Origin of the sequence: Longirhabdus pacifica (assembly GCF_004115085.1) — a bacterium.
In the GTDB taxonomy this organism is placed as follows: domain Bacteria; phylum Bacillota; class Bacilli; order Paenibacillales; family DSM-105158; genus Longirhabdus; species Longirhabdus pacifica.
On sequence record NZ_QXJP01000028.1, the window covers coordinates 1 to 13,782 of the forward strand.

A 13,782-nucleotide genomic window follows, 5' to 3' on the forward strand; every position below is an offset into this window, starting at 1 on the left:
TTTCACTCTATATCGATATGAAGTAGATTTGCGATGATGTTCTCTCCCGCTTCGTGAGTCTTTCGTAAAAGGCTCTGGTGAAGCGGCGAGATCTAATATACCATACAAATGATGAATGATGCAACAGTTAATTTCAAAAAAGTTTCATGTCTTATAAAAAAGCTGAATCATTGGTTTTATGATTCAGCTTTAACTGCTTTCAATCTATTATATTATCAGAGCGAATGATGGACTTTTTAGGTATGAGTTAAAGTAAACATCACCTATTAACTCTGTACTACCATGCTTATTGATATCCATGGTCCTATTTACAAAGAGAACATAGTGCATCATGTCTTTCCATCTTTTAAGTCTTAAGCGATTGAACTTGAACTAAAAAAAATCAGTCTCCATTAACTATACCATGTAAAGCTCTATACTCTTGCTCAAGTATACTCATGCTAATAGCATCATGATACTCATGATTATAAAACAAAACTTCTCTAAGTACACCTTCACGCTTGAAGCCTAACTTTTCATAAGATTTAATTGCACGTTCATTGAACGTGTATACATGTAATTCTATACGATGCAATTGAACGACACCAAAGGCATAATCTAAAAGTAACTGCATTGCCTCTGTGCCATAACCTTTACCAAAATCAGCCTCATCATTAATCGCTATACGTATCCAACCATTTCTGTTGATACGATCGATACCATTGATACCAATATCCCCAATAACTTCATCGTTCTCTTTATTGACAATAAGCAAAAAAATACTGCTGTCATCTCCAGCTTTGGTATCAAAGTATTTATGAATTTCTGATTTAAAGAAAATTTTCTGACTTCCTGTTAATATTCTTGTCTCTTCAGAACGGTACAAACCGTTATAAAACAAATCTACATCACTTTGTTCTGGTGGGCGTAAGTATACTAAATCACCCACCAGAAATTTTACGTGCTCTCCCACTGTAAAGCACCCTCTTCCGATTTATTCCGATGCTCTTTCTTTCATAAGAGGGAATAATAGCACATCACGTATAGAAGGAGCATCTGTCAACAACATGACTAAGCGATCAATACCAATACCTAGCCCACCTGTTGGCGGCATACCGATTTCTAAAGCACGAATGAAATCCTCATCCATCATATGAGCTTCATCGTTACCTTGTTCTCTTTCTTCTAATTGAGATTCGAACCTTTGTCTTTGGTCAATAGGATCATTCAACTCTGTAAATGCATTTGCATGTTCACGAGCAACAACAAATAGTTCAAATCGATCTGTAAACCTTGGATCATCTGCATTTTTCTTCGCTAAAGGCGAGATAGCTACAGGATGTCCGGTAATAAATGTTGGTTGAATTAATGTTTCCTCCACTCGTTGCTCAAAAAACTCATTTACAATGTGTCCATATGTCATATTATCTTTCACTTCAATATGATGTTCTTTCGCAAGTGCGTGAGCTTCTTCATCCGTCATATGAACACTAAAATCTACACCAACTGTTTCTTTAATCGCATCCACCATCGAAATTCGTTTCCAAGGAGAACCTAAGTCTACTAGCTTGTCCTGATATTGAATTTCAGTTGTCCCTAATACTTCCTGTGCAATATGACGCACAAGATTTTCTGTAAGTTCCATGATAGACTCATAATCTGCATATGCTTCATATAATTCGATCATCGTAAATTCAGGATTGTGTCTTGTAGAGATACCTTCATTTCGATACACTCTGCCTATCTCATACACTTTCTCCATACCACCGACAATCAAGCGCTTTAAATGTAGCTCTATAGCGATACGCATGTATAATTCCATATCTAAGGCATTGTGATGTGTAATAAATGGTCTTGCAGTAGCGCCTCCTGCTATCGCATGAAGTGTTGGCGTTTCCACTTCCAAAAACCCTTGATTATCCAAATATCTACGCATAGATTGAATAATTTTAGAGCGAAGCACAAAACTATGTTTAACGTCTGGATTCATAATTAAATCGACGTATCGTTGTCTATAACGCAATTCCACATCTTTCAATCCATGATATTTCTCAGGTAAAGGATATAATGATTTGGTAAGGATCGTGAGCTCTGTCACTTTTACAGAGGTCTCACCCGTTTTTGTTTTAAAAACATGACCCGATACTCCAACAATATCCCCAATGTCCAACATATCGAATGCTTCAAATAATGTTTCCCCAATGGTATCTTTGCGAACATAGATTTGAATTTTCCCTGTCATATCTTGAATATGTGCAAAGGTAGCTTTACCCATAGAACGCTTTTGCATCATACGTCCAGCTAATACAACAGATGCTTTCATTTCTTCTAATTCTTGTTTTTCCTTTTCGCCATACGCTTCATGTATTTCAGAAGCTTCATGTGTTTTTTCAAACTTCTGACCAAAAGGGTCTACGCCCAATGCTTTCAACTGATCTAATTTGTTTCTGCGAATGAGCAACATCTCATTTAATTCTAAATGTTGTTCGGACAATTTACACACTCCTTAAGTGACTATCATTCTTATCATTACTATGTATCTTAAACTAAAAAAGCTTCCAAAGGAAGCTTTTTTACGATGATTAAATAAATCTCGATTCAAGTAAAGTTCTAAATATAAAAATCATGGCTGAAAGTACAAATTCCTTTAGGTTTATTATCTGTTAATATCAATAATTTTATACTGAATTACACCTGCTGGGGCGTTGACATCTACAAGTGCGTCTTTCTTTTTACCAATAATGGCTTTACCTACTGGACTTTCATTCGAAATTTTATTTTCTAATGGATCCGACTCCGCACTTCCAACGATGGAATATCGCACTTCGTCACCAGATTCAATATCATGTAGTGTTACAATGGAACCCACACTTACCGTGTCTGTATCCACTTCATCATCATTAATAATGCTTGCATTACTTAACATTTTTTCTATTGTAATAATTTTACCTTCAATGAAAGCTTGCTCATTTTTAGCATCTTCATATTCGGAGTTTTCGCTAATATCACCATAGCCAATTGCTATCTTTATTCTTTCTGCAACTTCTCTGCGTTTGACAGACTTCAGGTGATCTAATTCCTCCTCAAGTTTTTTTAATCCATCTTGTGTAAGGATTACTTCTTTTTCAGACATATAACAAAACTCCTGTCATAATTTTTTTACTCTTCCTCGATATGATTGAAGAGATATTAGTTAACGTAATATTAATATATAAAAGATGCTCTGCATCATGACAACATTATTACTGGTTGATTATATTTCATGCATGAAAAAATGTCAATCATAGCCATTTAATCTGATGAAACTGGATGTTAACTGCTTGCTACAGCCACATCTTTTTCAAAACCGGCAACGAAATCCTCTAATACATTTTTCATTCCGTCTCTCGTCGTTTGACTCATGACACTGTCTTTTATTCTTGCAGAACCACGCAATCCTTTCAGATACCATGCTACATGCTTTCTCATTTCTCTCACTGCAACAGACTCACCCTTTAGGTCAACGAGTCTATCCATATGCAACATGCAGATGTCGATTTTTTCTTGGGCAGTTGGTTCTCCAAGTAATTGTCCATTCGTTAAATATTGTACCGTTCTAAATAGTATCCAAGGGTTTCCTAATGCCGCACGTCCTATCATGACCCCATCACAACCTGTATGATCTAACAAACGCTTTGCATCTTCTGGAGCAAATACATCCCCATTTCCTATTACAGGAATATTAACGGTGCTTTTCACTTCTTTAATAATATCCCAATCTGCTTTACCGGTATACATTTGCTTTCTTGTACGGCCATGTATGCTAACAGCCTGACCACCACCACGTTCAACGGCTTTGGCATTTTCAATCGCGTAAATATGATCTTCATCCCAACCGATACGCATCTTCACAGTAACTGGTTTTTTAACTTCTTTAACGACGGCGGATACCATTTCCTCTATTTTGCTTGGATCAAGCAACCACTTTGCCCCTGCGTCTACTTTTGTAATTTTGGGAGCTGGACATCCCATGTTGATATCTATAATATCGGCATTCGTTTTTTCATCGACAACTTTTGCTGCTTCTACGAGTGAAGCTTTGTCTCCCCCAAAAATTTGTAAGCTAAGCGGCTTTTCTCGCTCATCTACAAATAGCATATCTAATGTTCGTTTGTTTCCATGGAGGATGGCTTTATCACTTACCATTTCCGCACAAACTAGTCCACATCCAAATTCTTTCGCAATCAGACGAAAAGCAGGATTACAAACTCCAGCCATCGGCGCAAGCACAACTTGATTTTTCATTTCAATATTACCTATTTTTAACATTTACATCCTCCCCATTTTCTTCATATATCATGTTATAAAAGACTGAATTCGTGCATCCAGTTCATTTTTTCGTATAACGTTACATCTTCCATTTTGTTCAGTTTTCCCAAAGTTTCTCCAACCCATTCGAGATGAGGGGATGGAACAGGTAAAATTTCTTTTAAAGGTATCATGACAAACGATCTTTCCCTCATTCTAGGATGCGGGATCGTCAATGTGTCACTGTGCATTTGAACGTGATCAAACAGTAAAATATCCAAGTCCAATGTCCTTGGGCCCCATTTAATATCTCTTACTCTGCCAAGAAGATGTTCAATTGCAGCTACTTCTTGCAGTAATTGTTCTGGTGTCAGGTTCGTTTTGATTTCAGCGACCATGTTGAGAAATGCCGGCTGATCCGTGTACCCAACAGGTGCAGACTCATATAATGATGAACCCTTATTCATTATAATGCTAGGGTGTTCATGCAACCTTTTCATTGCACTTACAAGATGGTGTTTACGGTCTCCTATATTGGACCCAGCACCGATATAAACAATATGTTTCATAGGTTAATTTTCGACCCGCTTCCGACATATTTCTACTGAGACACCTTCAAATGAAGCAGCAAAAGGTGGATCAGGCTTTGTAATTTCTATTTTAATTTCTTTGAGCTGTTCATACGTGGTAAACAATTCTTCACATATATGTTGTGCTAAAGCTTCTAAAAGGTTGAATGTTTTCTTCGTCATGATATGCTCAATGATTTCATACGCTTCTCCATAATTAACAGTATACTTCAATTTGTCGTGCTGGCAAGCCAATTTCAAATCTAACCCTAATTCAACTTGTACGTAGAAGCGTTGTCCTAGTTTGTTTTCCTCAGGAAATACACCATGATAGCCAAAAAATTGCATTTGTTTTAATTTTATTTTATCAAGCACAGCGTTTCTCACACCTTACTTATATAATGTATTGGAAACATGTTTAATGCCGTAGTTTATTCTGCCTCTTTCACTTTGATACGTTACATGTCTATGCAGATTATATGAAGGTAAACAACCTTATTTACTCTTTATTATGGCTTCTGTCATACGTGCCGCTCTTACTGTTTGCTTCACATCATGAACACGTATGATTTTACAACCTTGTGTTATACCCATCACTGCGGTAGCCAACGATCCTTCTACTACATCATGAGCAGGTAAGGAAAGCGTTTTTTGAATCATAGATTTACGGGAAGTTCCAAGCAATACGGGATAGCCTAAAGCAGTTAGCTGATGGAGATGGTTCATGATCGTTAAGTTATGCTCTAGTGTTTTGGCAAACCCGATCCCTGGATCCAGTATGATCTGTTCTTCTTTCACTCCTGCTTTCATAGCTAAGGAGATACTTTCTTGTAAGTCATGTATGACATCGGTGACAACATCTTCATATTCCGCTGTTTTTCTATTGTGCATGAGTATGATAGGACATCCTTTATGAGCAGCAAGCTGAGCCATTTGCTCATCATATTGACATCCCCAAATATCGTTTACTATGGTTGCGCCGGCATCTAACGCTGCTTTTGCAACGGATGATTTATACGTATCAATGGAGATAGGAACATGAATATGAGAAGCAATTTTTTCAACTACCGGAATGACACGTTGTAATTCTTCTTCCGCTGAAATACGTTTTGCGCCAGGACGAGTGGATTCACCACCAATATCAATAATATCGGCACCTTGCTCTACCATGGTTAAGGCACGTTGATATGCTTGTTCTACTGTATGATACGTCCCTCCATCGGAAAATGAATCTGGTGTTACATTAAGAATACCCATGACAAGTGTTGTATGACGAGCGTGGAGCATAGCATATAATTTGTTGTTCGTATCCTTCATCTGTTTACGGTCCATTCCTTTTTAAAGTTTACTATATAAAATGAAGAAATAATAACATACAGTTTACGCCTCAGTTGCCAGGCGTAAAGGTTGTAATATGTAATTTCTTCATTTTATGTTTAGCGGTAATAAGTTGAGTGAACAAGTTCATCAACTTATTGGATAAAATTTTTCAATAGTTGCTTTCCTTGCTCCGTTAAAATGGACTCTGGGTGAAATTGAACACCTTCAAGTGGATAGTCACGATGGCGAATAGCCATAATCTCCCCAGCTTCTGTTTGTGCACTGATTTCCAACGTTTCAGGTAACGTTTCTTTTTCCACAATTAACGAATGATAGCGAGTCGCCTTGAGTGGGTTTTCTAAGTTAGAAAAGATCGTTTTACCGTCATGAAGCACTTCTGCCATTTTTCCATGTACGATTTGTTCTGCTCTAACCACATTTGCTCCGAAAGCTTGTGCAATAGCTTGATGGCCAAGACATACACCTAGTATAGGCTTGTTCTTCTTAAAATGATCTATCACATCTAGACTAATTCCCGCTTCATCAGGAGTTTTAGGGCCGGGAGAAATAATGATTTTATCTGGATTCATTTCTTCTATTTGCTTCAGTGTGACTTCATCATTGCGAACTACGTTGATTTGTTCACCTATTTCACCAATATATTGAACGAGGTTGTAAGTAAACGAATCATAGTTATCTATAACAAGTATCATGTTGTACCAACCCTTTCGGTTATATGAATACCATTCGATTTATTTTCATATACAATAACACGAAAAAATAAAAATCAAAAGAAAAACGTAAAAAAACTGAATATCCGACTTATGCCAGATATTCAGATCCTTATGAGATAATACATGATTATATTTTATATTTTAATAATAACAAACCAATTTATTCAAATTGGAACAACGGTGTACTTAAATATCTCTCACCGTTACTTGGTATCACTGCGATGACTCTTTTCCCTTTACCTAACTTTTTAGCAACTTGTATCGCTGCATGAACGTTAGCACCTGAAGAGATACCGCATAGTATACCTTCCTCTTTCGCTATCTTACGTGCCATTTCAAATGCATGCTCATTTTCTATCGTAATAATTTCATCATAAACTTGTGTGTTTAGAATGCTTGGTACGAATCCAGCTCCTATCCCCTGAATTTTATGAGGTCCAGGCTTACCTCCAGAAAGAATAGGTGATGCTGCTGGCTCCACAGCTACAATTTGAATTCCAGGGAAATGTTCCTTCAAAATTTCCCCTGTACCAGAAATAGTACCCCCTGTTCCAATACCTGCAACAAATGCATCTAAGTTACCATCATGATCTTGTATCGCTTTTACAATTTCAGGCCCTGTTGTTTCACGGTGTACTTTCACATTCGCTTTATTGTTGAATTGTTGAGGCATAAAATAATCGGGATGATCTGCATGTATGTCCTCTGCTTTCTTGATTGCGCCTTTCATGCCTTCTGCTCCTGGCGTTAATACCAATTCTGCACCATAAGCACGCAATAAATTTCTTCGCTCTAAACTCATCGTTTCTGGCATAACGAGTATGGCTTTATATCCTTTTGCAGCAGCTACCATTGCAAGACCAATCCCTGTATTTCCACTCGTCGGTTCGATAATGGTGTCACCTGGTTTTAATGCTCCAGTTTGCTCCGCATCTTCAATCATGCTGATAGCAATTCTATCTTTAACACTTGCCCCTGGATTTTGGAATTCGAGCTTTACATATACTTCTGCTGCATCTTCCGGCACCACTCTGTTGAGTTTTACTAATGGTGTACCACCAATTACTTCTGTAATATTTTGCACTAATTTTGACATTTTTCTTCTCCTCCTTAATCTATCTTGGTTGAAATAGTAGTCATTCAAGTTGTTTCTCCATTTGTGTACTTCATTTGCGTTCTTACATGTTTCATTTTGTTTTTGTTTCCGTATATATAATTAAATTCATTACTTCCATATTCATAACTTTAAATTCATACTCATCACAGTACAATCTATACTAATGTAATTCCAACATTACAATCTGTGTACCCTTTTCACCTCTGGTATTATTCCGAGTTAAAAGGTAGGTTTAATATAATTTTAACAGTGTCCCTTTATTATGTCAACGGTGTTCATACACGTCTTACTGAACTTTTTTTATAAAAGTGTTTTTGTTTTTTTATTTTACCGTGGTATATAATGAATCATTTAGATAATTTAAATGCATTTGTTCATGAGACGTAGACTTGTATTTCATCATTTCTTGTTCTTAAATATGTACATGAAAAGGTGCACCTTGCTAAAGCTTACAGCTTACCAACAAGGTGCACTTTCATTATGACGTTGCTTGTTTTAACAATTCACTTAGCTCATCTTTGGAAAAGGTATAGTTATCATTACAAAAATGACACACTACTTCTGCATGTCCTTGTTCTATTAATCCGTTAATTTCCTTTTCCCCGAGGCTAATTAGTGCTTTCTCCATTCGTTCTTTACTGCAACCACAGTGGAAGGAAAGAGGAATTTGATCCATAATGTTAAAAGATGGAAGCACCTTTTTCACGAGCTCCTCTATTTTCATTCCATCATCTAAATAAGCGGTCACGGTCTGCAACTGATTGATTTCTGTTTCAATTGCAGCAATATCTTCATCCTTCATGCCAGGAAGAATTTGAATAATGAAACCTCCCGCAGCTTTTACAGATTGATCTCTATCCACTAATACACCTGCTGCAACAGCAGAAGGAATCTGCTCCGATTTTGCAAAGTAATACGTAAAGTCTTGACCAATTTCACCTGAAACAATAGGACTTGCACCTCGATACGGCTCTTTCATCCCTAAATCTTTGGTTACGTATAAGTTTCCCTGTGTACCAACAGCACCACGAACATCCAATTTACCGATCTCATTTAAAGGTAAGTCCACTTGTGGATTATGCAAAAATGCTTTAGCTTGTCCCTTTGCATTCGCATCTACAACAATTTGGCCAATAGGGCCATTTCCTTTTATTTGAATGGTCAGATGCTGCTCTCCTTTAAGCATCGTTCCCATCATTGCACCGATCGTTGACGCTCTACCTACTGCAGCGGTTGCCGTAGGTAATGTTTGTTGTCTCTCACGAATCTCTTCTACAAATGAAGTCGATTCGGCAGCAAATACACGTACTTTTCCGTCGAATGCTGTACCTCTTACGATGTAATTTTCCATTTCTTTTTCTCCTTCATGATCAGAATGTTATCGTCTTGTCACCATTAGTTAAGCAGATTTATTACGCTCATATATTAACCGTAAGCCTTGTAATGTGAGCAACGGGTTCACAATTTGTATAGACTTTGCTTCGGAAGCGATAAGTTCACTTAGCCCGCCTGTAGCCACGACTGTCGTGTCTAACTTATATTCTTCCTTTATTCGATTTACGATACCATCCACTTGTGATGCATAACCAAATATAATTCCTGCTTGCATCGATGTAACAGGGTTTTTGCCAATAACGCTACTAGGTTTCACCAGTTCTATACGCGGTAATTTTGCAGCCTTTTGATATAAAGCCTCTGTTGAAATACCAATACCAGGAGCGATGGCACCACCGACGTACTCATTTTTTTCATTGATGTAATCAAATGTTGTCGCCGTTCCGAAGTCGACCACAATAAGAGGTTTTTGTTCATGGTGCATATGTATAGCAGCTACTGCATTTACGATGCGATCCGCACCCACTTCACGAGGGTTCTCATATCGTATATTTAACCCTGTTTTGATGCCAGGACCAATCATCATCGGTGTACGTTGAAAATATTTATTGCTGACACCTTCTAAAATCGGATTCAACGGTGGTACGACGGAGGAGATAATGATGCCTTCGATTTGACTAATTTTTATTTTGGCATAATCAATCAACTGTCGAAAACTGATGCCATATTCATCGACAGTAGCTTTCCTATTCGTGCTTAATCTCCAATGATAAATGAGTTCTTCGCCTTTATATACTCCAAGTACGATGTTTGTATTTCCAACATCGATGACAAAAATCATACCTCTTCCCCCTTCTTCTGATACAGATCTAAACTGATATCGATCGTCTGCACACCATTCGTTAGTCCACCAATCGAAATGATATCTACTCCCGTTTCTGCTACAGAACGAATGCTTTGGAGATTGATGCCTCCCGATGCTTCTATCGTGATGTTATGATTGACTTCCCTTATTTGATGCACGGCTTGTACCATGTGTTCAGCATGCATATTGTCTAACATAATAATATCTGCACCAGCACTCAATGCCTCTGTCACTTCTTGTAAGCTCTCCACTTCGACTTCAATTTTCATCGTATGCGGGATAGACTTTCTAGCATTGGATACTGCTGCGGTAATGCCTCCTGCGGCTTTAATATGATTGTCTTTAATCATGACAGCATCATATAAGCCTACTCGATGATTAACGCCTCCACCAATGCGTACTGCATATTTCTCTAATACACGGAGCCCCGGCGTTGTTTTTCTTGTATCTGCAATGTTACTATCTAAATCTTCGATGATGGTAGCAAATTGCTTTGTTTTAGATGCGATGCCAGACAACCGCTGCAATAAATTGAGCACGAGTCGTTCTCCGCTTAATATATTTCTTGTGTTGCCGTTTATTTCTGCAATGGTTGTCCCTTTAGATACGTGTTCCCCTTCTGGAATGAGTAACTGAATTTGCATTTGCGGATCAATGATGTTGAATATCATAGCGATGAGTGGTAAACCCGCTATCACTCCATCTTGTTTCGCATGAATAATGCCTTTGGATTGATGCGTTTCAGGAATGGTGACTAGTGCCGATACATCTCCGGTTCCTATATCTTCTTGCAGCCAAGATTTAATATGTGATGTTAGTGTGTCGCTGTGTAAATTAAACAAAGACATCCCCTCCATTTTCCGTTTGCTGTTTACCCTGTTCACGCTGCAGTATAATATGTTGTTTCCACAACAAGTCATCGGTTTCAGGGAAATCTTCTCTGTAGTGTCCCCCTCTACTTTCTTCCCGCTTTATTGCAGCTTGACCAACGAGTAGTGCACATGTTAGTAAGTTAGCAAACTCATACTCTTCTCTTTTCTGTAAATTAATTTGGAACATTGGTAGTTGCTTTTTAAGTTCAGCCAATCCTTTTTCCAATCCTTTGCGGGATCTTTTCAGACCGACATAACGCAGCATGAGTTTTTGCAACTTCAATCTTTTTTCGATAATGGGATAGTGGATGTGTTCTGTCCATTGTTCTTCATGTGCGATGTCACTACTTTCACGTTGTTTTATCTCGGAAATTTTATCCGCAATGCGACTGCCAAACACAATAGCTTCAGACAATGAGTTACTGGCTAAACGATTTGCACCATGCACGCCCGTAGAAGATACTTCACCACAGGCAAATAAATTTTTGATGCTGCTTTCTCCGTGTAAGTCCGTCTTTACGCCTCCCATCATATAATGGGCAGCGGGCGCAACTGGAATCCAATCCGTCGTAATATCCAATCCGAATTGCAGACAATATCGATATATCGTTGGGAATCTCTTTTTGATAAAGGATTCCGATTCGTGTGTAATGTCTAAGTATACGTAAGTCGATTTGTTGCTGGTCATTTCATCGATAATGGCTCTTGCAACAACGTCTCTTGGGGCTAGCTCCATCTGGGGATGGTAAGTACTCATAAACCTTTCCCCTTTATTGTTGCGAAGGACCGCACCTTCTCCTCGCACTGCTTCCGTAATTAAAAATCTAGGTGCACCAGGGTAACATAATGCGGTAGGATGAAATTGTATGAATTCAATATCTTGTATGTTGGTACCAGCACGATACGCCATAGCAATTCCATCACCAGTAGCAATCTCAGGGTTGGTTGTGTAGCGATATAATTGACCAGCTCCCCCTGCGCATAGCACTACTGCTTTGCTACGAACGGCTTCCCTTTTTCCTTCATGGTTTTCAATGAGTGCCCCAGCACATATGCCGTTCTCTGTCAGTAAATCAATAACAAAATGCTCATCGTAAATCGTAATATTTTCATTGTTTTTTGCTTGCTTATACAGTGCTCGTACAATTTCTGAACCCGTTGCGTCTCCATTTGCATGTAGTATTCTCCGCTTACTGTGAGCTCCTTCTTTTGTTAATGCAAAAGCGCCATCTTCTACATCAAATTCAGTTCCAAGCGCAATGAGTTCTTTCACTGCATCTGGACCTTCGTTAGTAAGAATGGTTACCGCCTCATTTTCACACAATCCAGCTCCTGCGATTAATGTGTCCTGTCGATGTAACGAAGGAGAATCGTCATCAGAGAACACAGCAGCAATACCACCTTGTGCATACTGTGTATTGCTATCCATAATTGTCTTTTTCGTAATGAGTAGAACTTTACTGTGTTCACTGATTTTTATGGCAGTAAATAAACCTGCTATTCCGCCACCAATAACGAGTACGTCGGTGTTTAGCACAGGCAAATTTGTCGTTGAAAAATTGGTTATGTAACGTGGAATCACACTGTTCACCTCTAAACATTTTATACAAAAAAAGAAAGCTGAGGTCAATGAATATACCATTTCACCCAGCCCTCTTATGTTAGCTTTTATATTTTATGCCCATCTATGTTGATGCTTATGCTGTCACTTGCAACATTCTTTCTAAAGAGAGCCTTGCTTTATCCGCAACTGGTTTAGGGACGTAAATTTCAGGTCCCATCGTCTCTAAACATTTCACCAGCTTTTTGAGATTGTTGACTTTCATATTCGGGCAAACTAAATATTTTGTTGCAAAATGGAACGTTTTTTCAGGACTGTCATTACGAAGCTGATAACCTGTACCATCTTCTGTGCCAACGATAAATTCTTGGTGGTCTGACTCTCTGCAATATTTTATTATCGCTGTCGTACTACCTACAAAGTCAGCTAGTTCCAATACTTCAGGTCTGCACTCAGGATGAACGACAAATTGCGCTTGTGGATGTTTGATTTTCATTTGCTCCACATCTTTCACCGTTAACATGTCGTGCGTATTGCAGTACCCTTCCCAGATAATCATTTTCTTATCTGTGAATTTTGACACATAGTCACCCAGATTTTTATCTGGAACCCAGATAATTTCGTCTGCATCCACAGACTGAATGACTTTTACCGCATTAGCAGATGTACAGCAAATGTCTGTTTCTGCTTTCACGTCGGCGGAAGAGTTAATATAAGTAACAACAGCAGCATTGGGATGTTGTTTCTTCAATTCTCGTAATCCATCCACATTGACCATGTCTGCCATTGGACAACCAGCACGCTCGTCTGGAATAATGACGGTTTTATCCGGCGCTAATATTTTCGCGCTCTCTCCCATAAAATGAACACCACAGAAAACAATCGTATCTGCATCTGTTTGTGCTGCTTTTTGCGCTAACAAGAAGGAGTCTCCTCTAAAATCTGCCACTTCTTGTATTTCATCACGCTGATAATAATGAGCTAATATGATGGCATTTCTTTCTTCTTTTAATTGTAATAGCCTTTCTTTCAACTGCTCATTACGTTCTTGCTTTCTTTCTAATGCTGTCGTTTGCATATAAATCCTCCTTACGGCTGAGGTATATGATATTCATGAATGTTAGATAAGTTGATGGACTTGTT

Annotated in this window: 14 protein-coding genes; all 14 read right to left on the minus strand. The window is 38.3% G+C overall.

Going from position 1 to position 13,782, the window contains the following annotated elements:
- Positions 1–382: 382 nt before the first annotated feature.
- Positions 383–952 carry a GNAT family N-acetyltransferase gene (locus D1Z92_RS15385; RefSeq protein WP_240666772.1) on the minus strand — a complete coding sequence of 190 codons (570 nt, stop codon included), beginning with the start codon at positions 950–952 and terminating at the stop codon, positions 383–385.
- A gap of 21 nt (positions 953–973) precedes the next feature.
- Positions 974–2,443 (minus strand): lysine--tRNA ligase, encoded by a 1,470-nt coding sequence (lysS, locus tag D1Z92_RS15390; RefSeq protein ID WP_128896618.1) that lies wholly within the window; start codon positions 2,441–2,443, stop codon positions 974–976.
- A gap of 192 nt (positions 2,444–2,635) precedes the next feature.
- On the minus strand, positions 2,636–3,112 hold the full coding sequence (gene greA, locus D1Z92_RS15395; protein ID WP_128896569.1) for a transcription elongation factor GreA: 477 nt from the start codon (positions 3,110–3,112) through the stop codon (positions 2,636–2,638).
- Between the two features lie 179 nt (positions 3,113–3,291).
- Positions 3,292–4,287, minus strand: a complete 996-nt coding sequence (dusB, locus tag D1Z92_RS15400; RefSeq protein WP_128896570.1) for a tRNA dihydrouridine synthase DusB — start codon at positions 4,285–4,287, stop codon at positions 3,292–3,294.
- A gap of 32 nt (positions 4,288–4,319) precedes the next feature.
- A complete protein-coding gene (folK, locus tag D1Z92_RS15405; RefSeq protein ID WP_128896571.1) occupies positions 4,320–4,835 on the minus strand; it encodes a 2-amino-4-hydroxy-6-hydroxymethyldihydropteridine diphosphokinase in 516 nt (171 codons plus the stop codon).
- Positions 4,836–4,838: 3 nt separating this feature from the next.
- The gene (folB, locus tag D1Z92_RS15410) at positions 4,839–5,210 is read right to left on the minus strand and encodes a dihydroneopterin aldolase (protein WP_128896572.1); all 372 of its coding nucleotides are present in this window, start codon (positions 5,208–5,210) and stop codon (positions 4,839–4,841) included.
- Between the two features lie 120 nt (positions 5,211–5,330).
- Positions 5,331–6,152 carry a dihydropteroate synthase gene (folP, locus tag D1Z92_RS15415; protein WP_240666773.1) on the minus strand — a complete coding sequence of 274 codons (822 nt, stop codon included), beginning with the start codon at positions 6,150–6,152 and terminating at the stop codon, positions 5,331–5,333.
- 155 nt (positions 6,153–6,307) lie between these two features.
- Complete coding sequence (locus tag D1Z92_RS15420; protein ID WP_128896574.1) at positions 6,308–6,868, minus strand: anthranilate synthase component II; 561 nt, start codon at positions 6,866–6,868, stop codon at positions 6,308–6,310.
- Positions 6,869–7,049: 181 nt separating this feature from the next.
- Positions 7,050–7,985, minus strand: a complete 936-nt coding sequence (cysK, locus tag D1Z92_RS15425) for a cysteine synthase A (RefSeq protein WP_128896575.1) — start codon at positions 7,983–7,985, stop codon at positions 7,050–7,052.
- A gap of 499 nt (positions 7,986–8,484) precedes the next feature.
- Positions 8,485–9,357 carry an Hsp33 family molecular chaperone HslO gene (hslO, locus tag D1Z92_RS15430; protein ID WP_128896576.1) on the minus strand — a complete coding sequence of 291 codons (873 nt, stop codon included), beginning with the start codon at positions 9,355–9,357 and terminating at the stop codon, positions 8,485–8,487.
- A 48-nt stretch (positions 9,358–9,405) separates the two neighbouring features.
- Positions 9,406–10,182, minus strand: a complete 777-nt coding sequence (locus tag D1Z92_RS15435) for a type III pantothenate kinase (protein ID WP_128896577.1) — start codon at positions 10,180–10,182, stop codon at positions 9,406–9,408.
- Positions 10,179–11,054 carry a carboxylating nicotinate-nucleotide diphosphorylase gene (nadC, locus tag D1Z92_RS15440; protein ID WP_128896578.1) on the minus strand — a complete coding sequence of 292 codons (876 nt, stop codon included), beginning with the start codon at positions 11,052–11,054 and terminating at the stop codon, positions 10,179–10,181. The genes D1Z92_RS15435 and nadC overlap by 4 nt, the downstream gene beginning before the upstream one ends.
- Positions 11,041–12,660: an L-aspartate oxidase gene (gene nadB, locus D1Z92_RS15445; RefSeq protein WP_128896579.1), complete on the minus strand. Its 1,620-nt coding sequence runs from the start codon at positions 12,658–12,660 to the stop codon at positions 11,041–11,043. The genes nadC and nadB overlap by 14 nt, the downstream gene beginning before the upstream one ends.
- A 115-nt stretch (positions 12,661–12,775) precedes the next feature.
- The gene (gene nadA, locus D1Z92_RS15450; RefSeq protein WP_128896580.1) at positions 12,776–13,717 is read right to left on the minus strand and encodes a quinolinate synthase NadA; all 942 of its coding nucleotides are present in this window, start codon (positions 13,715–13,717) and stop codon (positions 12,776–12,778) included.
- Between the last annotated feature and the right edge of the window lie 65 nt (positions 13,718–13,782).

Bases quoted from the DNA above. Each gene is read 5' to 3' on its own strand.
- hslO (WP_128896576.1), bottom strand. From the start codon at position 9,357: ATGGAAAATTACATCGTAAGAGGTACAGCATTCGACGGAAAAGTACGT.
- greA (WP_128896569.1), bottom strand. From the start codon at position 3,112: ATGTCTGAAAAAGAAGTAATCCTTACACAAGATGGATTAAAAAAACTT.
- dusB (WP_128896570.1), bottom strand. From the start codon at position 4,287: ATGTTAAAAATAGGTAATATTGAAATGAAAAATCAAGTTGTGCTTGCG.
- folP (WP_240666773.1), bottom strand. From the start codon at position 6,152: ATGAAGGATACGAACAACAAATTATATGCTATGCTCCACGCTCGTCAT.
- D1Z92_RS15420 (WP_128896574.1), bottom strand. From the start codon at position 6,868: ATGATACTTGTTATAGATAACTATGATTCGTTTACTTACAACCTCGTT.
- D1Z92_RS15435 (WP_128896577.1), bottom strand. From the start codon at position 10,182: ATGATTTTTGTCATCGATGTTGGAAATACAAACATCGTACTTGGAGTA.
- nadA (WP_128896580.1), bottom strand. From the start codon at position 13,717: ATGCAAACGACAGCATTAGAAAGAAAGCAAGAACGTAATGAGCAGTTG.
- lysS (WP_128896618.1), bottom strand. From the start codon at position 2,443: ATGTTGCTCATTCGCAGAAACAAATTAGATCAGTTGAAAGCATTGGGC.
- nadC (WP_128896578.1), bottom strand. From the start codon at position 11,054: ATGTCTTTGTTTAATTTACACAGCGACACACTAACATCACATATTAAA.
- cysK (WP_128896575.1), bottom strand. From the start codon at position 7,985: ATGTCAAAATTAGTGCAAAATATTACAGAAGTAATTGGTGGTACACCA.
- folK (WP_128896571.1), bottom strand. From the start codon at position 4,835: ATGAAACATATTGTTTATATCGGTGCTGGGTCCAATATAGGAGACCGT.